This is a genomic window from Sulfitobacter sp. PR48, from assembly GCF_028807335.1.
In the GTDB taxonomy this organism is placed as follows: Bacteria; Pseudomonadota; Alphaproteobacteria; order Rhodobacterales; family Rhodobacteraceae; genus Sulfitobacter.
Genome location: NZ_JARAMM010000006.1, coordinates 1 through 23,904, shown reverse-complemented (window position 1 = coordinate 23,904; position 23,904 = coordinate 1). Strand labels below are relative to the sequence as shown.

Sequence of the window (23,904 nt, the reverse complement as noted above, 5' to 3'; positions counted from 1 at the left end):
CGTGCCCGTCAGTGCCGGTGGCGATGCGAGATGAACGCAGCCAGCTCACTGCGGTTGGCGCAACCCAGCTTTTCAAAACAGCGCGCCATATGCGTCCGCACCGTTGAAAAGCTGATGCCGAGAATGCGTTGGATATCCGCGTCCGTACATCCGCGCGCAACCAGTTTCGCAAGCTCGCGTTCGCGCGCGGTCAGGATATCGAGGGCACCCTCGTTCGACTGTTCCAGTTCCATGGTCTTGACGAGATAGCGGCTCATCGAGTCGATCATCAGCAAGTCGCGACGGCTGAAGGCAGGGCTTTTCGGGCCGCGAAACAAGCGAAAATCGCAAAGCACATCGCTTCCCGTCCGCAGAAACACGTTGACCCCGTGGTACATCTCATCGGGGCGCAGAAATTCGTTGTAAAAGGCCAACCGTTCGAAATCCTGCAAAGGCACCACGTCCTGGATTCGCGTTGCAGTCCTCTGGTTCCGCATCATTGGCGTGATCGGGTCGTCGTGCTGCAGCACGTCGATGTAATGCTGGCTGTGCTGCGGGTTGAGGTTAATCAGCAGGGGTTTGTGATACTTTCCGGTTTTTGCATCCCAACGGTAGGATGCCAAGCGTTCCGCATGAGTCAGATCGAACAAAGCACGGGCAACGATCTCGCGCGGAGACCGGTCCGTATTGCTCTGGCCGAGATCAAAAATCGCTCCGGCGAAAGTGTCCAGTTCGGCGGAGGTCAGAACACATGAAGAGTCGTTCATCTGCAGTCCTCTGGATTGCCATCGGCAGAGTCTAGCGCGCTCTCCGGCTGCAATGCAAGAGAATCAAGAAATGCCCGCCTGATTCGCAAACCTGCAGGACCTATGCCGGCACGGCGCGTGTTTCACGCAGCTTCTCCTCAATCGCGGTGCCCCATGCCAGAACGGAAAGATCCGCACCGGCAGACCCTTCAATCATCAGTCCGACCGGCAGGCCGTCCCGGTCGACGCCCGCAGGAAGTGACAGGGACGGCACCCCGATAAGCGTTGCAAGTGTGGTGTTATGGACCACCGTAAAAAACGTGGGCCGCTCGATGCCTTTCACCTGCATCATCTCGGCCTCTTCCCAGCGTGGCGGCTGGACCACCGCTGTCGGCATCACCATGGCATCAATGTCGAACCGGTCGTAACACGCCTGCACGCGACGTTGCAGGTCGGATCGCCCCTTGTGGCGGAAGGCTTCGTAACGCCGGACCAGTTCATCGTCGTCTTGCAGCATCGAATGGAAGGCTTCGCGCACAGCCGGGTCACCCAGGCGCGGAACAAACTCGGCCAGTTCGCACCCCAGTTTATCCGGGCAAAGCCTGCGCCAGGTTTCTGCCGCCTCGGTCAGGGCAACGGGAAAGCCAAGTTCGGCCTCCATCGCACCCAGCCCCAGTTCGGGCAAGTCGATCAAATCGATGATCGCCCCCGCCGCGAGATCAAACAGCGCCGCGCGGAAGGCTTCCTCGACCGGTGCGCAGAAACCGGGCAGCGCATCAGCAGGCAGCCCGAGCCGCAGCGGACGGTCGGGCAAATCCGGAAGCGGCACCTGCGATCTGGACAACACGGCGTCAACTTCGCATATGTCCGCAACGGTTGCGGCAAGAACGCCGACCGTGTCCCGCGTCTGCGACAAGGGCAGAACGCCGCCACCGGGATAGCGACCCGTCGAGGGGCGGAACCCGGCAACGCCGCAGAAACTGGCGGGTATCCGAACCGATCCGCCCGTATCCGTCCCAAGTGCTGCGGGCACGATACCCCGGGCCACTGCCGCACCGGACCCGCCGGACGAACCTCCGGCTGTCCTGTTGCTGTCAAAGGGGTTGAAGACGCGGCCAAAGCACCCGTTGTCACTGGTGATGCCGAAAGCCAGTTCGTGCATGTTCAGCTTGCAGGCAACAATCGCCCCTGCCTCTCGCAAGGCGGTCACGGCGGGGGCATCCGAACCGGGGCGGTACTCCTTCAGTGCAGGCGAGCCGCCGGTCGTGGCAAACCCCGCCACATCTATATTGTCCTTCACGCCAATCGGAATGCCCGCCAACGGTCCGGTCGAACCGGCATCGGAGAAATCACAGGCAATGACCGCATTATGGCCCGGGGCGAGCGCGCGGGCCTCAAGCCGTTGCATCAGACCGGACAGCCCTTCGGTTACAATCACCTGACGCGTTTGGGTCAGGGTCATCGGACCATCCGTGCTCTGTTCACCGTTGTTCATGCTCATACCTTCAGCTTCTCTAGAATTTCCGCGCGCATTTCCGGGCCGTTGCGCGTCTGGTGAACGATTTCGCCGTGGTCGATCACAATGACCCGGTCCGCGGCCTGCTCGATCAGGGAAAGGTTCTGCTCCACGACAACAAGGCCGCGCCCCGCCTCTGCGGCTGCCCGAATTTCTTCGGCCATATGGGCGATGTTCTCCGGCTGCACCCCTTCGGTCGGCTCGTCGAGGCACAGCAGGCTTCCGCCCTCGGCCATCACCCGGCAGAAAGCGAGGATCTTGCGCTCACCGCCCGACAGAGTCCCGGCAACCTGCCCAAGGCGTTCTTCGATCCGGGGAAAGCGGCGGAACAGACCCTGGTATCGGTCAAGACTGTGGTCCTTGTGGTGCAGGGTCAGGTTTTCGCGCAGGGTCAGCGGCGCAAAGGTCACCGAATCCTGCGGCGCATAGCTCAGCCCGATGTGCTGGCGGGCGTGCGGTTCCAGCGGCGCGATGTCCTGACCGTTCATCGCGATGGTCCCCGACTGCGGTGGCAGGGCGCCCGAGATCAGACGCATGAGGGTCGTCTTGCCGACCCCGTTTCGGCCCGAGATACACAGCACCTCGCCCGCCGCGACGGTCAGGGAAATGTCCCGCAGAACGGTCAGGTCGCCATAACCTGCGCTGATCCTGTCCAGCTTCAGAAGCGGTTCGCTCATTTCGATCCTCCGGCATAGACGGCCTGCACTTCGGTGTTGGCGCGGATCTGATCCAGCGTGCCCTCGGCCAGCAGCTCACCCTGATGCAGGACATAGATGTGATCCGACAATGTCTCGACGACGCTGAAATCATGCTCCACGATCAGTGCCGAGATGCCGAACTTTTCCCGCATCCGGGCAATCGCACCGGTCATGTCCGTGGTCTCCAGCTTGGAGAGGCCTGCACAGGGTTCATCCAGCAGGACAAGCGTCGGCTTGTTCATGATCGACATTGCGAATTCCAGCATCTGGCGATGACCCAGCGAAAGCTCTCCGGCGGTCTTTTGTTCGTCGCGCAGGAACGGAAACAGGGTGAACAGCTCGTCCATGACGGGGTTCCTGCGGCGAAAGCTTGAGGGACGCAGGGCATCGCGGGCCGAAAGGTTCTGCGCCCAGATCGCGATATTCAGATGATCGGCCACGCTGAGATCGTGGAAGATCATCGGAACCTGCAATTTCCGCGCGATCCCGAGCCGGGCGACCTGATGCGGCAGCATCCCGGTCACATCCCGCCCGTTCCAGTGGATCGCCCCCCTGGACACTGGCAACAGGCCGGACAGGGCGTTGAACGATGATGTCTTGCCCGCCCCGTTCGGGCCGATCACACAATGCAGGCCCGGGTCTTTCATATCGAACGACAGTCCCCGCAGGATGTGAACCGACCCCATGGTCACCTCAACATCAGAGAAACCGAGGTCCGGTTGCGACGGCGCATCGGACAGCGGGATTATCACGTCACGCGCGGGGGTCTCGCGCTTGCGCGACAGTTTATCGAGAAGCGGCCTGGCCAATCCGCCCAGGCCCTGGGGCATCAAGAGCACAACACCGATAAAGATCGCGGCCAGCAGCACCTCCCAAAGGGCGAAACCATCGCGCAGCTCGGAGGACAGGAACCCGATCAGCACCGCACCGACCACTGGCCCAAGGACGGTCTGACGGCCACCGACGGCGGTCCAGATCAACAGCTCGCCTGACAGCACATAGCCCAGCGTCTGTGGCGACACGATGCCCTGCTGGCTGGCATAAAGCGCTCCGGCCAGTGCCGCGAGTGCCGCGGAACCGGCAAAGGCCAGCGCCTTCAACCCCGCCACATTGTACCCAAGGAACGAAAGCCGCGCCTCGTTCTGCGCCACGGCGCTCCACAGCGTGCCGATGGGCGCGCGCAGCACCCATGTGGTGCCAAGCGTCGTGACCAGAAGCGTGCCAAGGATGACCCAATAAAGGTTGCCCCAGGGGTCGGTGCCCGGCAGCGGCGGGATACCTGTCAGCCCGTTGAAGCCGCCCGTCAGGTCGCTGGCGGTCAGGGCGATCTGATAGGTCAGCATCGACAGGGCCAGCGTGATCAGCGAAAAGAACGGCCCGCTGCCGGTTTGGCGACGGAAGACGACCAGCGCCACCAGCCCGGCAAGCAGCGCAGGCAGCAGGATGGCCAGCACAAGGCAGGGCAGCAACAGCGCCCAGTTGCCCTCGGCCCAGATCAGCGCACCGCCGCCCAGATAGGCGCCAAGACCAAAGAACATCGCCTGACCCAGCGGCAGGATGCCGACCCGGCCCCAGCACAGCGCGATCCCCTGCCCTACGATGCCGTAGAGAATGAACAGACCCAGTTGATAGGCCGTGAAGTCGCCGAAGCTGAACGGCACCAGCGCCAGAAGGGCAAAGACAGGAAGGAAGAAAGCATCAGCGGCGCGCATAGAGCCCTCCCGGTTTCAGCCAGAGAAACAGAATGGAGATCACCAGCACGGTGACATAACCGCCGGTCCCGCCAAGGATCGTCGATGCGGCGGTTTCCGCACCACCGATGACGCCGGAGCCGATGAAGACACCCTGCAGGCTGCCAAGCCCCCCGACCACGAGCACGAAGAAGGACGACAGCAGATAGTCCACGCCCATATAGGGGTCGATCCGGATCAGCGGTGCCATCAGACAGCCCGCCAACCCGGCGGACGCTGCCCCCAGCACAAAAGCCCGTCGCGCCAGTTTCGCCGTTTCGATGCCAACAGCCGAGGCCAGCATCGGATTGGCAACCATCGCTCTGACGCGGGTGCCCGCATGCGAGCGCCGATACCACAGGAACAGCCCGACAAACCCCAGCACCACCGCCACCATGAGCCATATCCGGTAGGTCGGATAATCCGCGCCCAAGATCGTTATGCTGCCCCCGACAGGCTCGATCACCGACTTGTACTCAAGCCCGAAACAGATCTTGATCGCCTCCCGCAGAAGGATCGAAATGCCCCATGTCGCCAGAAGCGTGTCAAAGGGACGCCGGTAGAGATGACGGATGATCGAAATCTCCATCAGCCAGCCGATGGCCCCCGCCGCAATTGCCGCGACGGGCAGGGCAAGCAGCAGGGGCAGGCCGACGGACTGGACCGCCCAGGCGGTATAGGCACCGATGGCGACAAGCTCGCCATGCGCCATGTTCAGCACGCCAAGCAGCCCGAAAATGATCGCCAGCCCCAGCACCAGCAGCGCAAGGCTGATGATGCCGTAGCTGACGTTCAACGAGAAGACGATCGCTTCCTGCATCGTATTCAGCCGTTGGTGCAGGCGTTGCCGGGTGCGACTTTTTCAAATCGCTGGACGATCTCGAAAACCGCGCCTTTCGCCGTGGCCAGATAGATGTCGGATGCCGCAAACCCCTCGGACAAGGTGGTCGTGCCGCGCGGGCCGGTGTAGCTGACGCCATTGGCCGCTGCCGCGACAGCATCGGTCTCCGTCGATCCCGCCGCCTCGAACATCGCACGCAGGGCCATGGCGCCTTCGTAGCACCCCTCACCCAACGTATTGAGCACGGGCGCATCCGCGCCAAAGCGGTCGTAATACGTCTTGCGGAACGCCAGCGCCGCCGGGGTGTCGAGCGCGTCGAAGTAGCCCGCGGTCGAATACATGCGGTTGCTGTTCGCCTCGCCGATCCCGGCCAGCGTGTTCTCTTCGATCAGCGTGCCCAGACGGATCGCCTGCTTGTCCAGCCCGAAGCTTGCAAAGGCACGGTTAAAGGTCACCGAGGCACCGCCTACCAGCGTGATCAGCACCGCATCCGCGCCGCTTTCCCGAATACGCGTCAGCGAAGTGTCAAAGTTGTCGACGGTAAAGGGATGGTATTCCTCGCCGACGATCTCGCCGCCGGTTTCCGCGATATAGGTCTTGGCCGCCGCATTGGTGCCGCGCGGCCAGACATAATCGTTGCCGATCAGGTACCACTTTTTCAGCCCATGTTCCTTGGCGAGATAGGGGATGACCGGCGCCAGTTGCTGATCTGGCGTTTCGCCAAGCGAATAGGTGTTCGTGTGGCAATAGCCGCCTTCGTTCACCGGCGTGTAGACATAGGTCAGCTGGCCACGCAGCATCGCCGCGACAGCCTCGCGCGAGGCGCTGTCGTGCTGGCCGATCAGGGCTTCGACCCCATCGCGCCGCCACAGCCGCTGGGCCGCCTGAACCGTGTCCGACGGCGCACCGCCCGCGTCCCCAAAAAGCGCCTCGACCTGGCGGCCCAGAATGCCGCCCGATGCGTTGATTTCCTCGATTGCCATCGTGGTGGTGGTTTCGCTGGACGGGCCAAAGATACCGGCCGGCCCCGACTTGGGGATGAGGAAACCCAGTTTCAGGGGCTTGCCCTGTGCCCAGGTCGGCGATGCAATCTGGCTTGCGGCCAATGCGCCAATGGTTGTTTTCAGAAAGTTGCGGCGATCCATGTTGGTGACTCCTTGATATTTATCCGGGATGGTTATTTTTCGGACAATCAAGGCGTATTCAAACGCGTTCGGCAATCGGCAGTATTGTCGATGGCGAGGTCATCAGGCTTTGCCCCGATGACGTCACATCATGCATCCCGGCCTCAACCCGGCCTCGGCAATGGTGCCCGCACCATCATTGCCCGGCATCACATGCGCGGTATCAGCGATAGCCGGGCCGCGAGAATGGGATGAGACTTTTGCCTGGACGCGACCAGACAAAACCGCTGGTTATTCGGAACTTGATTTTCCTTCCTGATCAATCCGTTCCCGGATCCAGTTCAGGAATTTCATCAATGTCTGCGACGGTGTCGTGTTGCGCGGCCAGGTCAGGAAATATCCCTCTCCGCTGTAGCATGTGTCAGCGAATGGCGCGACAAGACTGCCGTTCTGCAACTGGCGCTGTACGAACAGTTTCACCGCAATCGCAACACCACCATCCAGCGACGCGGCCTCGTAGGCCAGGGCCGAACTTTCAAACCGTATGCCCGGTTCCGGATCCACATTGGCCCCCACACGTTTGATCCAGGCGCCCCAATCCGTCGGGCGCGCCATCGAATGCAGCAGGCGCGCGCGCGCCAGATCGTCAGGTGTTTCGAGCCGGTTCTCGCGCTGGTAGTCAGGGGAACAGATCGGAATCAGTTCCACATCAAGCAGCTTTTCGGAATGTAACCCGTCCCAGACCCCCTTGCCTGCGCGAATGGCGGCGTCCAGATTCTGGGTTTCGAAATCAACCGGCGCAATTGACGAACTCAGCCGTACTTCGATCTTGGGAAAGAGATCGTGAAAATGCGTCAGCCTCGGAATCAGCCACCGTTGCGAAAACGTGGTATAGGACTGGATCGCCAGGATATCGCGACGTCCCCGGCGCGACACCCGGCGCGAGGCGTTGGCGATGTCCTGAAAGGCACCGGTCACCCCCTCGTACAATTGACGCCCCTCATCGGTCAGTTCCACGCCCCGGTGCATCCGGCGGAAAAGCGTCACGCCCAGATAATCCTCAAGTGTCTTGACCTGTCGGCTGACCGCGACCTGACTGACGTTCAACTCGTCGGCAGCAAGCGTCAGGCTGCACAGCCGTGCGGCGACCTCGAAGGTGCGCAAGGGGTTCAGTGGCGGGATAGAACTGGACATCTATAGATCAAATTCCTGATAGCACCGACCCACGGATGCTGCCTGTGAACAGCTTGCACCAACGAAACCGGCAAGACGTGCAGCCACCCAAGATCAACACCTTAACAGCAGCATTCACCAAATCCAATAAACAAGGCATCCTTGCGCTGCCTTCAGGATCAGACCGCCTCCAGCGCGATTGCGATACCCTGACCGACACCGATGCACATGGTCGCCAAGGCCAGTTTGCCCCCGTTGTTTTTCAACTCCAGCGCAGCGCTTCCTGCGATACGTGCTCCGGACATCCCCAGCGGATGCCCCAGCGCAATCGCCCCGCCGTTGGGGTTTACCCGCGGATCGTCATCCGCAACTCCCAGCGCCCTCAAGGTCGCAAGTCCTTGCGAGGCAAAGGCTTCATTCAGCTCGATCACGTCGAACCGGGAAACGTTCAGGCCCAGCCGCGCCATCAGCTTTTGCGACGCAGGCGCAGGTCCGAACCCCATGATACGGGGTGGCACGCCAGCGGTGGCGCCGCCAAGGATACGTGCGACAGGCGTCAGCCCGTGCGCCTTGACGGCTGCGGCGTTTGCAAGGATCAGCGCCGCAGCGCCGTCATTCACGCCAGATGCATTGCCCGCCGTCACCGACCCGCCCGAGCGGAACGGCGCGCGCAGCTTGGCAAGCCCCTCGATTGTCGTGTCCGGGCGCAGGTGCTCGTCCTGGTCGACCACTTTCGGGTCGCCCTTGCGCTGAGGTATCAATACCGGCGTGATCTCTTGTGCCAGACGAAGGTTCTGTTGCGCCACGCCTGCCTTTTGCTGCGACCGCAGGGCAAACTGATCCTGATCCTCGCGCGAGATGTCGAAATCCTCGGCCACGTTCTCGGCTGTTTCCGGCATTGAATCGACGCCATACTGCGCCTTCATCACCGGGTTGACAAAGCGCCAGCCGATGGTGGTGTCGTGAATTTCAGCCGAACGGGAAAAGGCGCTTTCGGCCTTGGGCAAGACGAAGGGTGCGCGCGACATGCTTTCCACCCCGCCCGCAATCATCAGTTCAGCTTCACCCGCCCTGATCGCCCGGGCCGCCGTGATGACCGCATCCATGCCGGAACCGCACAGACGGTTCATGGTGGTGCCGGGCACCGTATCGGGCAGGCCGGCCAGCAACGCCGACATCCGGGCGACGTTGCGGTTGTCCTCGCCCGCCTGGTTGGCGCAGCCAAAGATCACTTCGTCGACCGCCGCCCAATCCAGATCATGACGCGCCATCAGGGCACGCAGGGGCACCGCCCCCAGATCGTCAGCGCGGACAGAAGCCAGCGCGCCGCCAAAACGGCCAATCGGTGTACGAACATAGTCACAGATAAATACGTCGGTCATGATGCCCCCCTAATGTCTGCCATATGCACCGCACCCAGGGCACATTGGCAGACCATTTCAATAGATGAATAACGCGTCAGCGCAGCACGACCAGGCTGTCACCCGCACGCGCGCCCTTCCCTTCAGGCAGAACGAAGACAGGATTGATCTCGGCCTCATCCAGACGTCCGTCAAGCGTCTCTGCCATCGCCGAGAACGACATCATCGTCTCGACCAGAGCATCGACATCCGCAACCGGATTGCCCCGGAAACCTTTCAGAAGCGCGCCTGCCTTGATCTCGTCAATCATGCTGCGGGCGCTGGCGCGGTCCAGAGGAAGCAGGCGGATCGCCACATCCTTGTAAAGCTCTGTTGTCACACCGCCTGCGCCCAGCAGCGCATAGGCCCCAAGCTGCGGATCGCGGTTGAACCCCAGGATCATTTCGACGCCGCCCTGGATCATCTCCTGCACCAGAAAGCCGTCGATCTTGGCGTCTGTCGCTGCGCGCACCCGCGCAAGCATCGTTTCACAGGCGGCACCAACGTCAGCAGGTGCTATGTTCAGCGCAACGCCACCCATCTCTGACTTGTGCAGAATTTCGCTGGACAGGATCTTGATGACCACGGGGCCGTCAAACTGCGCGGCGGCCACTGCTGCTTCCTCGGGTGTCTCTGCTGTCACTTCGCGCGTGACCGGCACGCCGAAGCGGGCGAACAGCTTCTTGGCCTCGGCCTCGTTCAGCGACCCGGCAGCGATGTCGGAACAATCCACATCGCGCAGGTTGGAGGTGGCCACGCTCACCGTGCCACTGTTGGGCAACAACCCCTTCAACGCCGACGCACAACTTTCCGGGGCTGCAAAAGCAGGAATGCCGCTGCTGTTGAGGTGGCGCACGATGTTGGGCGCATCCGGGCTGACATAGGCCAGGATCGGCTTTTCGGTCAGGGCCATGGATTCAAGCACCGGCTGCGCAACCAGATCCGGCTGGGCAATCGACGACGAGCCGGCGACCACGACAATTGCATCAAACGACGGACTTTCCGCCAGGATTTTCAGGATCGAGCGGAACAGATCCGGCCGCAGACCAGCCAGCGTTACGTCAATCGGATTGCGATCCAGTTCGGCTTCTTTCAGCTCAAGCGCCAAGAGCTTTTCGCTGGTTTCCTTGTCCGGCTTGGGCATTTCCAATCCCATCAGGCCCACGTTGTCGGCAACCACAGTCGCAGCACCGCCGGTCGATGTGACAATTGCAACGCGCGGGCCTTTCATGCGGCGGCCCTGGGCCAATGCGGCAGGAATATCCAGCAGATCCGCGAAGGTCTGCGCCCGGATCACGCCAAGCTGCGCAAACAGGGCATCGTAGACCTCGTCAGCGCCCGCCAGTGCACCGGTGTGCGACACGGCAGATTGCGCACCGGATTCCGAACGCCCCACCTTGTAGGCGACAATGCTTTTGCCAGCAGCGATGACCCTGGCCGCTGCTTCGCGGAATTTCGACACATTGCGGATTGTCTCAAGATACAACGCCACGACCTGCGTCGCGTCATCCTCGGCCAATGCCCCCAGAAAGTCCGAGACCTCCAGATCAGCCTCGTTGCCGGTAGCGACCAGTTTTGAAAACCCGATACCGCGCGCCACGGCACGGCTTAGAAGCGAGCCCAGAATGCCACCCGATTGAGACAACAACGCCACCGATCCTTCGGGGAAGTTGTCGGATTCCATCGCCCCGCTTGCCGTCAGTGGAATCTTGTCGGTGATGTTCACAAGTCCGATGGTATTCGGCCCGAGCAAACGCATCGCGCCCGCGGCTTCGCGCAGCTGTTCCTGGCGCGCGCGCCCCTCTTCCCCCGCCTCGCCGAAGCCCGACGCCAGCACCACCGCAGCCTTGGTGCCCTTGGCCGACAGATCACGCACCGCGTCAATCACGCGGTTTGCCCCCACCAGCACCAGCCCCAGATCGGGTGCCTGCGGCAGGTCACCTGCGCTGCCATAGCATGTCAGGCCCGCAATTTCGTCATAACGTGGATTGATCGGGTAGATATCGCCGTCAAATCCCTGCTCTTGCAAATAGGCAATAGGACGCCCTGTCAGCTTGGCCGGATCATTTGACGCGCCGACGACGGCGACGCTTTTGGGATTCAGGATGGCTTGGATGGTTGTCATCTGTCTGATCTCACTTCGAAACTTTGTTAAGGAAATCTTCGACGGATTTCCGATGTTCGGCGGTGGTGTAGCAAACCGCCTGAGCCTCGCGGCCGAGCGCAAAAATCTCTTCGTCGCTGCGTTCGAACGTTTTGTCGATGATCTCCTTGGTCAGGGCGATGGCGGTGGCGGAACCGATGGTCAGTTCCTTGGCCCAGGTGTGTGCCTGTTCCAGCAAATCCTCGGGCGCGGCGATCCTGTCGATCATCCCAATCGACAGCGCCTCGTCCGGTTCGACAATCTTGGCCGAAAAGATCAGTTCCTTGGCCTTGGCCAGACCGACACGGCGGGGCAGGAAATACATGCCGCCGCCATCCGACACGAGCCCGCGTTTGACAAAGCTCATCGACATCTTGGCACCTTGCGCCGCGATGATGAAATCGCAGGACAAGGCCATGTCCAGCCCCAGGCCAAAGGCCGCCCCGTTCACCGCGGCAATCACCGGCTTTGAGACACCGTGAATGGCCGCGACGCCCTTGTGCGTGCTTTTTTGACGCTTCCAGCCGTTAAAAGCGACCTCGCCGCTCGGTGCATCCAGACGTGCGCGCATCCCCGCGATGTCGCCACCCGAGCAGAAACCCTTGCCGGCACCTGTCAGGATGATGGCCCGCACCGTGGCATCGGCATCTGCTTCGGCAAAGGCAGCTATCAGTTCGGCACGCATCACGTCGTTGATGGCATTGCGCACATCGGGGCGGTTCAGGGTAATCGTTGCGACCCCATCGCGATGCGAGACTGCGATAAACTCGGGCGCTTTCACTGCAGTATTCATGTCGGCTTCCTATTCTGTCTGATGTTCTTTCCGTCAGGCGACGGCGGTTTTTGCGGGCAGGTCCATTGGCAGGGTTTCACCCTGCAAAATGACATCTCGAAGATGATCCAGATCACCGGGCGGCAGGACCGGCCCGGCAAGTTCAACGTATTTGGCAACAAGTTCGTCCAACCGGATGGGCTGTTCCGGGTCGCCCCGCCGGGTTGGCTGAAACTGGCTGAAACTGCGCCCGTCCGTCAGGGTCAGGTGCAGACGGGCCATGCGGCGACGCGGATATTCCGCCGCCAGATCCTCGGCGCGTTCAACCGTGATACGTGGCATGATCGCGCGGATTTCGGGGTTGGCCAGCGCGTCCGGCTCAAAGGCCGCCAGCCGGACCTGCCCCAGCACCAACTGCGCCGCCAGGCAATATTGCAGCGAGAACCGCGCCTCCTGCGCGATCTGAGGATCGGGGCGGTCGCAGATATCCTTGGTGGGGCCATAGCCCTCAACATGAATGCTGGCGATGTCACCCGCCCCGAACCCGTGTTGTTTTTGCAGGCTGCCCAATGCGTCAAGCGCGGCAAAGATATGGCCGCAGCACCCGTGGATCTTGACCGTCATCCGGGTGATCGGAGTCCAGTCGCCCGCCCCCTCAAAGGCCGCTTCCCAGTTGCCGGTGCCGATGCTGGTGGCCGCGGCATAGCCCTTGGCGCCATCCAGGCTGTCAGGCGCCCCGGTGGCACCTGCCGCGGCGGCATAGGCGGCCAGCAGTCCGGCATCGGCGGCATGTCCGGGGTGCATGGCCTTGACCATGCTTTGCCCTTGCAGGTTCTGCTGGTGACCCCCGGCGAAACTTGACGCGATGGCAATCGCATTGGCAATGCCCGCGCTGTCACAGTTCAACAGCATTGCGCCCGCAACCGCCGCGCCCATTGTTCCAACCGTGCCGGTGATGTGCCACTTCTCGTAGTGGCTGGGTTGCAGCGCCATCGCCAGACGGCAGCCCACTTCGTATCCCGCAATCACTGCCCGGTCGAATTCTTCGCGTGTCGCCCCGATCTCCTGCGCCACGGCCAGCGCGGCCGCAATGGTCGGCGAACCGGGGTGATAGCCGCCATCGCGAAAGATGTCGTCAAATTCGACGGTATGGCTGGCCGTCGCGTTGATGAAGGCCGCCGCGCGCGCGCTGACCCGGGCACCGGTCACATAGCACACCGCATTGCCTGCACCCGCCCCAAGCAACCCTGCCGCCAGCAACGTGGCAGGTGGGCGAACCGTGCCCGGCAATGTCGTCGCAAACCAGTCCAGCGTCGCATGTCGCACTGCGCCAAGCACTTCATCGTTCAGCGGAGAGGTTTGCCACCCTGCCGCCAGTCGGGCCAGTTTCTCAAGCGGGGTCATTGCTCATGCTCTTTCATATGCCGCTCCGCCACCGCTGCCTGGCTGGCGATCCCGGCGGCACAAAGGGCTTCGATCTCGGCCTCCTTCAGACCGAGTTCGCGCAAGATGGCTGTGGTTTGAGCACCAACCGGCTGCGGTGGCTGCGTCACACCTGAAGGGCTGTCGGACATGCGGAAGGCAGAGGTTGCGACGCGCAGCCCGTCAACAGGCCCCTGCGGATCTGCCAGCCGCTGAAACTGTCCGCGTGCCGCGACCTGGGGGTCGCAAAGTGCCTCTTCCATACGACGTATGCGGGCCGCCGGAATGCGCCGCTCGTTCAGGAAGGTCTCCCAATAGGCGGCGGGCATGCTTTTGATGATGGTGGACAAAGCGTCGTATTCGCGCTCGAAATCTTCCAGCCGCTCGATGTTGTTCTTTTTCACCAGATCCTCGCGGCCAAGCGCGATCCAAAGCCGCCTTTGCTGCGTCAGGTTCGAGGCCGCGATCATAATTTCGGTGTCGGATGTATGATACATCCCCAATGTCGCGAAAGAGAACTTGTTGCCCTTGGCGGTGGGATGCTTGTGCGACCACAGGAAATCCGTGGCATGCGATGTCAGCAAGGTCAGCGCCACATCCAGCATCGACACGTCGATAAACTGGCCGCGACCGGTGCTTGTGCGCTGAAACAGGGCTGCGGTGATGGCAAAGGCCGCTGTCAGCCCAGTCGCATAATCAACAGCCGGCGCGCCGCATTTCAGCGGGCGGTTGTCGCCGTGTCCGGTCAGGTCCATGATGCCGGAAAATGCCTGTATGACGTTGTCATAGCCGGTCTGTTCCCGGCGCGGGCCCATGGCCCCAAAAGCCGAGATCGAACAGTAAATCAGATTGGGATTGAGTTGCGAAAGCTCTTCATATCCCAACCCGAGACTGTCGAATGCGCCCGGCCGGTAGTTTTCAACAAAAACATCCGCAGTGGCGATCAGAGACCGCAGGGCATCACGCCCCGCTTCGGTCTTCAGATCCAGCGCAAGTGCGCTCTTGCCCGCGCCCTGCGCCAGAAAGGCGGTGCCCATCCCCGCCCTGACAAGGTCACGATCAGACCCCTGAAAACGCGCCTGATCCGGGTCGCTTGGCGATTCAACCTTGATCACCTCGGCCCCCAGCAGTGCCAGCTGGTAGCTGGCAAAGGGCCCTGCGAGCACATGGGTCGTGTCAACCACCCGCAATCCTGTAAATGCACCGTTCATCTGACCCATCGCACCTTTGGAAAATTCTGCATGTGCCGCCCGCCAGGCCACTGCCCGACGGGCGACGCCGTATCAGTTGTTGAGCAACCCGGCGGCAGTCAGCTGCGCTTCGGCCACTGCGGTCAGATTCTTGACAAAAGCTGCGTATTCCTCCGGACCGTAGTCGCTGTCTTCGACACCTGATGCACGGGCGTAGGTCTGGTAGCTGTCGGTGGCCATCGCCTTGTGAATTGCATCCGCAATCTGCTGCTGCAGTTCCAGCGGCATACCTTTCGGGCCAAAGACGCCGCGCACCTGGATCCAGCTTGTATCGACGTCAAAACCCTGCTCGCCAAAGGTTTGCATGTCGGGCAGCGTCTTCAGACGTTTCTCTCCCAGAACACCCAGTCCTTTCAGACGGTCGGCCTCGAAGAAGGTCAGGGCCGGGCCAAGGTTCGAAACGCCCACATCCACATGCCCGCCCAGAACGGCAGCAATGATGTCGGGGGTGGATTCAAACGCAACCCAGTTGAATTTCACGCCTGCGGATTCTTCCAGCATGGTCATCCCGATATTCTGCATCGAGCCCACCGGGCCGAAGCCGCCAATATTGACCTCGCCGCCGTTTTCCTTGGCCAGCGCCACCAGGTCCTTCAGGTCGTTCAATTGTGAATCCTTGGCAACGAAGAACATGATCGGATCTTCTTGAGCCAGGGCGATCCATTCGAAATCTTCCGAGGTGAACGTGCCACGCAGGTTGGTCAGCATGCCGGTGAAATGCGTTACCGTGTTCACACCCAATGTCAGCCCGTCGGGCTTGGCGGCCCTGACCTTGGCCATTTGCGAGGCCCCGCCCCCACCGGGGGTGTTAACCACGACGATTGTCTGGTTGATCAGCGGCTCCAGTTCCTTGGCGAGGGTACGGGCGAAAACATCCACACCGCCCCCGGGCTTTGTGTGAAGAACGACGTTCACCGGGCCTTCGGGTTGCCATCCGTCCTGGGCCTTTACTTCCCCTGACAGGCCAATGGCGAAGGCGGCAGCACCGACAAGGCCGATGGCTGCGGATTTGAAATTGAAGACTGACATGCTTGGTTCCTCCCTGAACTTTACTAGCGTGGCTTTTTCGAGCCGTGTCTTTAGTTTCGAATGTTTGATCCCCGGTGTGAACTGAGGGTTGGTCAGGCGATCCGTACCTTTTTCTTGGGCAAATCGCCTGGGTTCTACATCAAGCCTTCTCGGCTCTTGCGCGTCTGGCGCGCAGCGCTGCAATTCCGGGTACGGCAAAGGCCAGCAGAGCGATCAGCAGCAGGATGACGGTCATCGGTGACGTATAGAAAATGTCCCACTCGCCTTGGTTCGAAATCAGCGCACGGCGGAAGTTGGTCTCCATCATTTCGCCCAGCACCATCGCCAGAATGATCGGTGCCAGCGGCACGCCCAGCTTGCGCAGAACATATCCCATGATCCCGCAGGCGGTCATGACGTGAACCGGGAACATGGTGGTTTCGGACGAATAAGCGCCGACGTAACAGATGCCCGCCACGATGGCCGCAATCGCCGGACGCGGAATATTGGCCACTTTCGCCCAGATCCGCGCACCCGCCAGGCCGATAAAGATCATGACCGGCACACCAATCCACAGCGATGCAAACACCGTATAGGGAATCTCGGGGGTGCGGGTGAACAGCAACGGGCCGGGCTGAATGCCCTGGACCATCAGTGCACCGATCATCACGGCGGTGGTGGCCGAACCGGGAATGCCCAGGGCAAGCAGCGGTGCCATGGCCCCCGCAACGGCCGAGTTATTCGCAGCCTCGGAAGCGGCGACACCTTCGAGCGATCCCTTGCCGAACAGCTCCGGCTTTTTCGAAAAGCGTTTGGTTACCGCATAGGACACGAAAGATGCGATGGACGCCCCGGCCCCCGGAATGACCCCGATCACATACCCCAGAAGAGAGCTGCGCACGATCACAACCTTCAGCCCCTTTACGGCCTTGTAGGGGATGGACGCCAACCCGCCGACTGCCGCGCTCTTGATCTTGGCGGATGCACCTTCTTCGATCATGAACAGCACTTCGGACAGCGCGTAGAGCCCCAGCAGAACCGGCACCAAGGGCAGGCCCTCGAACAATTCGTAGTTCCCGCCGGTAAAGCGCGGCACGCCGATTTGCACATCCAGACCGATTGTCGCCATCGCAAGACCGATGCCCATGGCAACCATACCCTTGATCGGCGACCCGTCCGACAGACCGGCAACCAGACTGAGGCCCACCAGAGCAAGACCAAAGTATTCTCCCGGTCCGAAGTTCAGCGCGAATTCCGACAACGGCACCGCAGTTAGGATCAGCAGACCGGTCGAAACGAAGATGCCAACGCCGGACGAGATGATCGAGACGGTCAGCGCCTCGCCAGCGCGTCCCTGTTGGGTCAAGGGATAGCCGTCCCAGGCCGTTGCAACTGCGGCTGCGGTCCCGGGCGAGTTGATCAGCACGGCGGTAATCGCACCGCCATATTCTGCCGCCGCATAGAGCGCGACAAGGCCGACGATGGAAACCACCGGATCGACGCCATAGGTAAACGGGATCAGCAAGGCCACCCCAAGGCTTGGCCCGAGGCCGGGGATGGCCCCGATCAGGTAGCCCACAAGCGCTCCGAAAACGAGCGCGCCCCAAACCATCGGATCACCAAAAGCGGAAAAGCCAAGTGCGAGATTAGCCAGCATATTCATCACTCCTCAGGGCAGGTTGACGTGCAGCGCAAGCACGAAGACCACATAAATGAAAGCGGCCAGCGCAATCGGCACACCGATCAGATGGAGCACGCGCCGTTCGCCGCAAGCGAGCATGGTCAGCAGGCCGAACAGCAACACGCAGGGCAGCGCACCCAACTGTTCAAAGTAAACGGATTGAAGGATCAGAAGACCAATGGTCAGCGCCACAGACACCGGACGGCGCACCGAGACCCAGTTGACCGGCACACGGTCAAGCAGACGGTAAATTGCGCTGATCGCCATGGCGACAATGGCAACCAGCGTCGCCAGCGCCAACAACCGCGGGAAACCGCCCGCGCCGATATCGATATCGTTCAGCGGCGGTGGCAGCGCCAGCGACGACCGGAGATAAACCCAGAAGATGCCGAACAACACCACAGAACCTATCAAGTCGATAACCGGTGATGCACCACGCAGAAGGCCCAGCTGAAACCGCCAGCCTTTGTCGTTCTTCAAAATATCGTCCATGTATTCCTCCCTTCGCAGCCCCGAACTTTCGTTCAGATCTGCGTCTCCTCCGGCAGCATACAGACCGCAAAGCGGACGATAGTTGAACTGAGCATTGGTTAGCCGACAGCACCCATTCAGTTAGTCAAGATTTCATAGATATGAATCAATGACTTAAGCGGAAATTCAGGCCCCCCGCTTGAAGAACTCCGGCATTTCACCCGCTTCCTTCAGCAACCAATCAATGAATCGGCGGGTTTTTGTGCTGACCGACAATGTCGTGGGCCACACGACATGAAAGGCCTGTCCCGTCAGAACCGGCTGGTTCAGCGGCGCAACCAACCTCCCTGCGGCCAGTTCTCCGGCAAGAAGATCCACCTGACCAATCGCCAGTCCAAAGCCCTGTGCGGCGGCACTATACGTCAAAAGCGAGCTGTCAAATTCGATCCCCGATGCCTGATCAAGCGCCACATCGCAGGCCCGCGCCCAATCGTCCCATGCCCGCCGCCGATAATGCGAATGCAGCAGATCACCCCCCGCCACCGCCTGTGGTTCAACGAATGGCCCCATCCGCGTGGCATAGGCCGGTGCGCAAACCACATCCACCCGCTCGTCGAACAGCTTGCGTGAGCGGGCATCGCGCAAGGGGCTTGTTCCCAGCTGGATTGCCACGTCAAGCTGCGTGCCGCGAAAGTCCAACGGTGCCACCTGCGTATCCATGCGCACCCGCAGACCCGGATATTGATCCGTAAAACGGGACAAACGCGGCAACAGCCAGTAATGCGCGACGCTGGGATAGATCCGCAACTGGATCGTATTCGCGGTTTCTATGTTCAGCAAACGGGCCGTTGCCGTTTCCAGCCCCTCGAAATGCATGGCAATCTCTTGCCCGTAAGCGCGCCCAATATCTGTCAGTTTCGCCGACCGACCATCGCGGTCGAAAAGCGGGACGCCAAGGTAATCCTCCAACAATGCAATCTGGCGACTGATCGCTACCTGCGTCACCCCCAGTTCCTGGGCCGCTGCGGTAAATGTGCGGTGCCGTGATGCCACCGCAAAGGCACGCATCGGATTCAAAGGCAACCGCGACAATCCTCGTTCCATAACCTCAGATTTGCCTCATGTGATAAATAGCAAGTTCAACAGACTTTTTATCAGGGTACTTTGCAAGCCGAACAGGCACAAGGAAGGTTGCAACATGCATTTTGACCTCACGGAAGATCAACAGATGTTCCGGGACAATGTTGCCCGGTTTGCACGTAGCGAACTGGCGCCGGAGGCGGCCAGACGCGCCCGCGCGTCCGGTTATCCCTGGGAAATTGCAAAGCGCATGGCGGAGCTTGACCTGATGGGCATCCCCCTGCCCGAAACCGATGGCGGCATCGGCGGCACGCTTGTGGATGCGCTGATTGCCTTGCAGACCGTTGCCGAGGCCTGCCCGCGCAGCGGCGACGTGATACAAGCCGGCAACTTCGGTCCCATGCGTACCCTTGCCGAATACGGCACCGCAGATCAGAAGGCCCGCTATCTGGTGCCGATCCTCCAGGGCCGTGCCGTGATGTCCCTGGCGATGACCGAACCCCAGGCGGGTTCCGCCGCGACCGAGATGACAACCTCCGCCACACCAGATGGCAACGGATACCTGATCAACGGCACCAAGATCTTCGGCACGCACAGCAGTGAAGCCGAAGTCTTTCTCGTTTATGTCCGCTTTGGTCCGGGTCTGGATGGCATCGGGTCCGTGCTGATCGAAAAGGGAACACCGGGTTTCGTCGTGGGACAACCCTCGACCTTCATGAACGGTGAAGACTGGTCACAGCTTTATTTCGACAACGTCCGGATTTCGGCCGAAAACCTGGTGCTGGGCCCCGGCGGCTTTCGCAAGCAGATGGCGGGTTTCAACATCGAACGGCTGGGCAACGCCGCCCGCGCCGTGGCAGTCGGGCGGCATGCCTTCAAACTTGCCCGCGATCACGCCGCAGAGCGCAAACAATTCGGTCGTGCGCTCTGCGAGTTTCAGGGCCTGCAATGGAAGTTCGCAGAGATGTCGCTCAAACTGGAATCCGCGCAGCTTTTGCTGATGCGCGCCGCCGTCAATGCGCGAGACGGCCTGCCGGATGCCCGGGACACGGCCTTGGCCAAACTGGCATGTAACGAAGCGGGATATTTCGCTGCCAATGAGGCGCTTCAGATCATGGGCGGCGCTGGCTTTTCGGAGGAAAGTACGGCGCAATATTGCCTGCGCCGTACCCGGGGATGGATGATCGCCGGCGGCTCTGTCGAAATCCTCAAGAACCGCATTGCCGAGGGCATCTTTGAGCGCCGCTTTCCGCAGAACCCGCAGAAATCTGCCTAGCGTTCAACCACGGGCCATAAACATCGGCCCACCCTTGTGACGCGGAAAGCCGTAGCCCAGCACCATCACAACGTCGATATCCGCCGCGCTTTCTGCAATCCCCTCGTTCAGGATCGCCCGTCCCTCGGCCTGCATGACGCTCAGGATCCGCTGCATGATCTCTTCTGGCGTAAAGTCGCGGCGGGTCCGGCCCGCACGCGCGCTTTCTGCGAGGATGATTTTCTCCACTTCGGGGTCGGGCACCGCTGCGCCGCTGGCGTAATTATACCAGCCTTTACCGGCCTTGCGCCCCAACCGCCCCGCTTCGCAAAGGTTATCTGCGATCCGGGCATAGCGTTCATCGGCGGGCCTTGTCGCCGCACGGGCCTTGCGCTGCGCCCAGGCAATATCGAGCCCGCTCATGTCCTGGACCTTGTAGAGCCCCATCGCAAAGCCAAAGCCCTCCATCGCGGCGTCAATCTGCTGTGGCAGCGCGCCTTCTTCCAGCATGAATTCGCAATCACGCCGATAGGCCGCCATGATCCGGTTACCGATGAACCCGTCGCAAACCCTGGCCACCACCGGCACTTTGCGCAGGCGTTTGGCCAAGGCCGCGCCGGTCGCAAGGGCGCGTGCGCCGGTGGCGTCGCCCCGTACAACTTCCAGCAGTTTCATCACGTGAGCCGGTGAGAAGAAATGCAGCCCAAGAATGCGCGATGGGTCACGGGTTGTTTCGGCCAGCCGGTTCACATCCAGATAGGATGTGTTGGTCGCCAGCACCGCGTCGTCGGGCATCACGGCGTCCAGCTTGTTAAATACTTCACGCTTCACGTCCAGATCCTCGAACACCGCTTCGATCACCAGCGGGCAACCGGCCAGCGCGGCGTAATCCTGCCCGGTGCCAAGTGCCGCCAGCGCCGCATCCGCCTTGTCCTGCGAGATCACGCCGCGTTTGAGACTGCCCGCGATGGTATCCGCAACACGCGCACCCGCCGTTTCGGCCGCTGACGCATCCCGTTCGACCAGATGCACCTGTGATCCGGCCAGCAACAGCGCCGTGGCAATCCCAGCCCCCATCGTGCCGCCACCGATGACACCGACCCGCGACAGGTCCGCCGGTTCGGCCAGCGCGGTTTTCAGGCCTTGGCCCGCACCGCGTTCCGCAAAGAAGATGTGACGCAGCGCGGCTGCCTCCTCTGAGGCGGCAAGACGCAGGAAACGCCCGCGTTCTGCCGACAGGGCTTCGACCACGCCCAGGCTCTGAGCATCCCGCAGGGCACCCAATGCCTCAAGCGGCGCCACAGCACCGCGTGACCGTTTGCGCAACTCTGCTTCCCTGGCCGCCCAGTCGACCGCCGGTCCTGCAACGAGCGGGCGCGCGCGTGTCGCTTGCGGCACACCCTGCCCCGCCAATTCAAGCGCAAGGCTCTCTGCCTCTTTCACCACATCCTCGGCACACAGCCGATCGACCAGCCCCATGGTTTTTGCCGCCTGCGCCGCCACCGGCTTACCAGTTGTCACCAGTTGAACCGCATCACCCATCGACACCAAACGCGGCAGCCGTACCGTCCCGCCTGACCCGGGAATGATCCCCAGCGACACTTCGGGCAGCCCGAGCTTTGCAGATGTCGATGCAACCCGCCCGTGACAGGCCATCGCCAACTCCAGCCCGCCGCCAAGGGCCGTCCCATGCACCGCCGCGACCCAAGGCACCGCCGCGTTTTCAATCAGGGCCAGAACATCCGGCAGAAACGGCTCCTGCGGTGTCTGACCCAACTCGCGGATATCCGCGCCCGCAACAAAACTGCGCCCGGCGCATGACAGAACAACGGCCCGCACATCTTTTTGCCGGGCAATGTCGGAACAGGCGGCTGCCAGTCCGGCCCGCACCTGCTGCGACAGGGCATTTACCGGTGGGTTGTCTATAACCACATGCGCCACCGCGCCATGGATCTCACAGGTTACAACCGACATTGTTCAGACCTCCTCCCATTGGCGACGCCCCTTCGGACGTCTCTTGCGGGCAGGTATAGACAGATTGATGTTGGGCGTGATCAAACAATTCGTTGGGTTCAGGCCAGCCTTCCTAAGGTTAGGCTGGTCCTGCCAACAGCCTGATTGCACCGCCAGTGATTCCAGAAAGGGAGCCCCTGAATGACACAATCCATCTGCACAGAGATCGCCACAGGCACCAACCTCGGAAGCCTGACCTGATGGGCCGCGAAGATCCGCCGCCGCAGGGCAACCCGACCATTCGCACAGTCGCAATGCCGGCAGATACCAACCCTGCCGGAGATATCTTTGGCGGCTGGCTGATGAGCCAGATGGACCTTGCCGCCGGAAATGTCGCCGCCCTGACCTCGGGCGGGCGCAGCGCGACAATTGCAGTGGACGCGATGATATTTCATCGCCCGGTCAAGGTCGGGGACGAGGTGTCGCTTTATGCTTCCCTGATCAAGGTCGGGCGCACGTCGATGGTGATCCATGTGGACGCATGGCGGCGCCCGCGACAGTCGGACAAAAGCGAAATGGTGACCGAAGCCAACTTTACCTTCGTGGCCCTGGATGATGAAGGCCGCGCCGTGCCGGTAACTTCGGAAAGCCCCTGATCCATGCCGCTCGCCTGTTCCGCCGATCCCGACATGGGGCTTCCCCCGCTGCTGATGGTACATGGTCTGCTTGTCAGCCGCCGCCTGTGGGAACCGAACAAAAGCCTGGCGCTGAGCTTTCGCCGGATCCGTGTCGATCTGCCCGCGCATGGCGACAGCGGCAGCCCCAGGTCTGCCGCGGAGGCCCAACCAGAATATCTGGTGCGCCAGTTGGACGCCTTGCGGCAGGGGCTGGGTATAGAACGGTGGCACCTTTGCGGTCAGAGTTTTGGTGCCGGGCTTGTGTTACGCTATGCGCTTGACCTGCCGCAGCACAGTGGCGCGCTGGTGTTCACCAACGCCAATGCCGCGCTCAGGCATGACTGGCCGGATGAGCTGAAAGAAGCGAATGCCAAACGCATCAACGCGCTGAAAGCCAATGGCGCCGACGCGCTGCGCGGCCTGCCCTATCATCCGGTCCACGCGCGCCGCTTCCCCGCCGACCTGCGCGCCGCGCTGACCAGGGATGCAGATGGCACCGATCCTGACGGTTTGGCCCTTCTGCTGGGCGAAGGGTTGCCGCGACTGTCCGTCCAGCACCGCCTGCAAGAACTGCGGGTGCCTGCCATGCTGATCAACGGCGTGAAAGAGAGCAAGTTTCAACCCATTCGGAACTGGCTGTCGCGCATGCATCCCTCCATCGGCATCACCGATCTGGAAGGCGGGCATTCAGTCAACGTCGATTGTAGCGCCGCATTTGACAGCGCCGTGTGTGATTTCCTCGGCAAGGTGCCGCTGTGAAGCAGAACTTTTTGTCAGCCTACCCAAAGCAAAAGACAGGCTTCGGATCAAAAGTGGCAACCAGTTGAAATCATGATTCTTTCGCAGATATCTGATGCCATCAAACGCCTCCGCGCTCTTTGCAATGCCTTACCGCCGCTGTCACTGTACCCTAATTAATCAGATTCTGCGGATTGGAAGCGTTTTCGGCAGATTCTGTACCCTTAATTGCAATATATCCACAGGG

The 23,904-nt window shown here is 61.4% G+C and carries 20 protein-coding genes; 3 read left to right on the top strand and 17 right to left on the bottom strand.

Annotated features, from left to right (window positions below):
• Positions 1-8: 8 nt before the first annotated feature.
• From PVW51_RS09425 to PVW51_RS09350, 16 genes are all read right to left on the bottom strand, one after another.
• On the bottom strand, positions 9-746 hold the full coding sequence (locus PVW51_RS09425) for a helix-turn-helix transcriptional regulator (protein WP_269364511.1): 738 nt from the start codon (positions 744-746) through the stop codon (positions 9-11).
• 100 nt (positions 747-846) lie between these two features.
• Positions 847-2,220, bottom strand: coding sequence for an amidase family protein (locus PVW51_RS09420; protein WP_274574746.1), 1,374 nt, complete (start codon positions 2,218-2,220; stop codon positions 847-849).
• Positions 2,221-2,222: 2 nt separating this feature from the next.
• Positions 2,223-2,918, bottom strand: a complete 696-nt coding sequence (locus PVW51_RS09415) for an ATP-binding cassette domain-containing protein (protein ID WP_274574745.1) — start codon at positions 2,916-2,918, stop codon at positions 2,223-2,225.
• Complete coding sequence (locus PVW51_RS09410) at positions 2,915-4,651, bottom strand: branched-chain amino acid ABC transporter ATP-binding protein/permease (RefSeq protein WP_274574744.1); 1,737 nt, start codon at positions 4,649-4,651, stop codon at positions 2,915-2,917. The genes PVW51_RS09415 and PVW51_RS09410 overlap by 4 nt, the downstream gene beginning before the upstream one ends.
• On the bottom strand, positions 4,638-5,489 hold the full coding sequence (locus PVW51_RS09405) for a branched-chain amino acid ABC transporter permease (protein WP_274574743.1): 852 nt from the start codon (positions 5,487-5,489) through the stop codon (positions 4,638-4,640). Before PVW51_RS09405 ends, PVW51_RS09410 begins: the two co-directional genes overlap by 14 nt.
• A 5-nt stretch (positions 5,490-5,494) precedes the next feature.
• Positions 5,495-6,655, bottom strand: a complete 1,161-nt coding sequence (locus PVW51_RS09400) for a substrate-binding domain-containing protein (protein ID WP_274574742.1) — start codon at positions 6,653-6,655, stop codon at positions 5,495-5,497.
• A 270-nt stretch (positions 6,656-6,925) separates the two neighbouring features.
• Positions 6,926-7,828 carry a transcriptional regulator GcvA gene (gene gcvA / locus PVW51_RS09395; protein WP_269364502.1) on the bottom strand — a complete coding sequence of 301 codons (903 nt, stop codon included), beginning with the start codon at positions 7,826-7,828 and terminating at the stop codon, positions 6,926-6,928.
• 158 nt (positions 7,829-7,986) lie between these two features.
• Positions 7,987-9,189: a 3-oxoadipyl-CoA thiolase gene (pcaF, locus tag PVW51_RS09390; protein WP_274574741.1), complete on the bottom strand. Its 1,203-nt coding sequence runs from the start codon at positions 9,187-9,189 to the stop codon at positions 7,987-7,989.
• A 76-nt stretch (positions 9,190-9,265) separates the two neighbouring features.
• Positions 9,266-11,332 carry an acetate--CoA ligase family protein gene (locus PVW51_RS09385; RefSeq protein ID WP_274574740.1) on the bottom strand — a complete coding sequence of 689 codons (2,067 nt, stop codon included), beginning with the start codon at positions 11,330-11,332 and terminating at the stop codon, positions 9,266-9,268.
• Between the two features lie 10 nt (positions 11,333-11,342).
• Complete coding sequence (locus PVW51_RS09380) at positions 11,343-12,143, bottom strand: enoyl-CoA hydratase/isomerase family protein (RefSeq protein ID WP_274574739.1); 801 nt, start codon at positions 12,141-12,143, stop codon at positions 11,343-11,345.
• Between the two features lie 33 nt (positions 12,144-12,176).
• Complete coding sequence (locus PVW51_RS09375) at positions 12,177-13,526, bottom strand: MmgE/PrpD family protein (RefSeq protein WP_274574738.1); 1,350 nt, start codon at positions 13,524-13,526, stop codon at positions 12,177-12,179.
• Complete coding sequence (locus PVW51_RS09370; RefSeq protein WP_269364493.1) at positions 13,523-14,755, bottom strand: CaiB/BaiF CoA transferase family protein; 1,233 nt, start codon at positions 14,753-14,755, stop codon at positions 13,523-13,525. Before PVW51_RS09370 ends, PVW51_RS09375 begins: the two co-directional genes overlap by 4 nt.
• 72 nt (positions 14,756-14,827) lie before the next feature.
• On the bottom strand, positions 14,828-15,823 hold the full coding sequence (locus PVW51_RS09365) for a Bug family tripartite tricarboxylate transporter substrate binding protein (RefSeq protein WP_274574737.1): 996 nt from the start codon (positions 15,821-15,823) through the stop codon (positions 14,828-14,830).
• Positions 15,824-15,962: 139 nt separating this feature from the next.
• Positions 15,963-17,459 carry a tripartite tricarboxylate transporter permease gene (locus PVW51_RS09360; protein ID WP_269364488.1) on the bottom strand — a complete coding sequence of 499 codons (1,497 nt, stop codon included), beginning with the start codon at positions 17,457-17,459 and terminating at the stop codon, positions 15,963-15,965.
• A gap of 12 nt (positions 17,460-17,471) precedes the next feature.
• Positions 17,472-17,975: a tripartite tricarboxylate transporter TctB family protein gene (locus tag PVW51_RS09355; RefSeq protein ID WP_274574736.1), complete on the bottom strand. Its 504-nt coding sequence runs from the start codon at positions 17,973-17,975 to the stop codon at positions 17,472-17,474.
• 165 nt (positions 17,976-18,140) lie between these two features.
• Complete coding sequence (locus PVW51_RS09350; protein WP_274574735.1) at positions 18,141-19,037, bottom strand: LysR substrate-binding domain-containing protein; 897 nt, start codon at positions 19,035-19,037, stop codon at positions 18,141-18,143.
• A gap of 115 nt (positions 19,038-19,152) precedes the next feature.
• Between PVW51_RS09350 and PVW51_RS09345 the strand changes: the two genes are divergently transcribed.
• Positions 19,153-20,310 (top strand): acyl-CoA dehydrogenase family protein, encoded by a 1,158-nt coding sequence (locus PVW51_RS09345; RefSeq protein WP_274574734.1) that lies wholly within the window; start codon positions 19,153-19,155, stop codon positions 20,308-20,310.
• A 3-nt stretch (positions 20,311-20,313) separates the two neighbouring features.
• Here PVW51_RS09345 and PVW51_RS09340 read toward each other — a convergent pair whose 3' ends face one another.
• Entirely contained in the window at positions 20,314-22,263 is a 1,950-nt protein-coding gene (locus tag PVW51_RS09340) for a 3-hydroxyacyl-CoA dehydrogenase NAD-binding domain-containing protein (protein ID WP_274574732.1), read from the bottom strand.
• A 239-nt stretch (positions 22,264-22,502) separates the two neighbouring features.
• Between PVW51_RS09340 and PVW51_RS09335 the strand changes: the two genes are divergently transcribed.
• Both PVW51_RS09335 and PVW51_RS09330 read left to right on the top strand, forming a co-directional pair.
• Positions 22,503-22,898: an acyl-CoA thioesterase gene (locus PVW51_RS09335; protein ID WP_274574730.1), complete on the top strand. Its 396-nt coding sequence runs from the start codon at positions 22,503-22,505 to the stop codon at positions 22,896-22,898.
• 3 nt (positions 22,899-22,901) lie between these two features.
• Complete coding sequence (locus tag PVW51_RS09330) at positions 22,902-23,678, top strand: alpha/beta fold hydrolase (protein ID WP_274574729.1); 777 nt, start codon at positions 22,902-22,904, stop codon at positions 23,676-23,678.
• Positions 23,679-23,904 lie beyond the last annotated feature (226 nt).

What these genes read in the sequence shown, in the direction of transcription:
- PVW51_RS09335 (WP_274574730.1), top strand. Translation starts at nt 22,503, where the DNA reads ATGGGCCGCGAAGATCCGCCGCCGCAGGGCAACCCGACCATTCGCACA.
- pcaF (WP_274574741.1), bottom strand. Translation starts at nt 9,189, where the DNA reads ATGACCGACGTATTTATCTGTGACTATGTTCGTACACCGATTGGCCGT.
- PVW51_RS09410 (WP_274574744.1), bottom strand. Translation starts at nt 4,651, where the DNA reads ATGCGCGCCGCTGATGCTTTCTTCCTTCCTGTCTTTGCCCTTCTGGCG.
- PVW51_RS09425 (WP_269364511.1), bottom strand. Translation starts at nt 746, where the DNA reads ATGAACGACTCTTCATGTGTTCTGACCTCCGCCGAACTGGACACTTTC.
- PVW51_RS09345 (WP_274574734.1), top strand. Translation starts at nt 19,153, where the DNA reads ATGCATTTTGACCTCACGGAAGATCAACAGATGTTCCGGGACAATGTT.
- PVW51_RS09360 (WP_269364488.1), bottom strand. Translation starts at nt 17,459, where the DNA reads ATGCTGGCTAATCTCGCACTTGGCTTTTCCGCTTTTGGTGATCCGATG.
- gcvA (WP_269364502.1), bottom strand. Translation starts at nt 7,828, where the DNA reads ATGTCCAGTTCTATCCCGCCACTGAACCCCTTGCGCACCTTCGAGGTC.
- PVW51_RS09365 (WP_274574737.1), bottom strand. Translation starts at nt 15,823, where the DNA reads ATGTCAGTCTTCAATTTCAAATCCGCAGCCATCGGCCTTGTCGGTGCT.
- PVW51_RS09330 (WP_274574729.1), top strand. Translation starts at nt 22,902, where the DNA reads ATGCCGCTCGCCTGTTCCGCCGATCCCGACATGGGGCTTCCCCCGCTG.
- PVW51_RS09405 (WP_274574743.1), bottom strand. Translation starts at nt 5,489, where the DNA reads ATGCAGGAAGCGATCGTCTTCTCGTTGAACGTCAGCTACGGCATCATC.
- PVW51_RS09375 (WP_274574738.1), bottom strand. Translation starts at nt 13,526, where the DNA reads ATGACCCCGCTTGAGAAACTGGCCCGACTGGCGGCAGGGTGGCAAACC.
- PVW51_RS09420 (WP_274574746.1), bottom strand. Translation starts at nt 2,220, where the DNA reads ATGAACAACGGTGAACAGAGCACGGATGGTCCGATGACCCTGACCCAA.
- PVW51_RS09355 (WP_274574736.1), bottom strand. Translation starts at nt 17,975, where the DNA reads ATGGACGATATTTTGAAGAACGACAAAGGCTGGCGGTTTCAGCTGGGC.
- PVW51_RS09385 (WP_274574740.1), bottom strand. Translation starts at nt 11,332, where the DNA reads ATGACAACCATCCAAGCCATCCTGAATCCCAAAAGCGTCGCCGTCGTC.
- PVW51_RS09400 (WP_274574742.1), bottom strand. Translation starts at nt 6,655, where the DNA reads ATGGATCGCCGCAACTTTCTGAAAACAACCATTGGCGCATTGGCCGCA.
- PVW51_RS09415 (WP_274574745.1), bottom strand. Translation starts at nt 2,918, where the DNA reads ATGAGCGAACCGCTTCTGAAGCTGGACAGGATCAGCGCAGGTTATGGC.
- PVW51_RS09340 (WP_274574732.1), bottom strand. Translation starts at nt 22,263, where the DNA reads ATGTCGGTTGTAACCTGTGAGATCCATGGCGCGGTGGCGCATGTGGTT.
- PVW51_RS09370 (WP_269364493.1), bottom strand. Translation starts at nt 14,755, where the DNA reads ATGAACGGTGCATTTACAGGATTGCGGGTGGTTGACACGACCCATGTG.
- PVW51_RS09380 (WP_274574739.1), bottom strand. Translation starts at nt 12,143, where the DNA reads ATGAATACTGCAGTGAAAGCGCCCGAGTTTATCGCAGTCTCGCATCGC.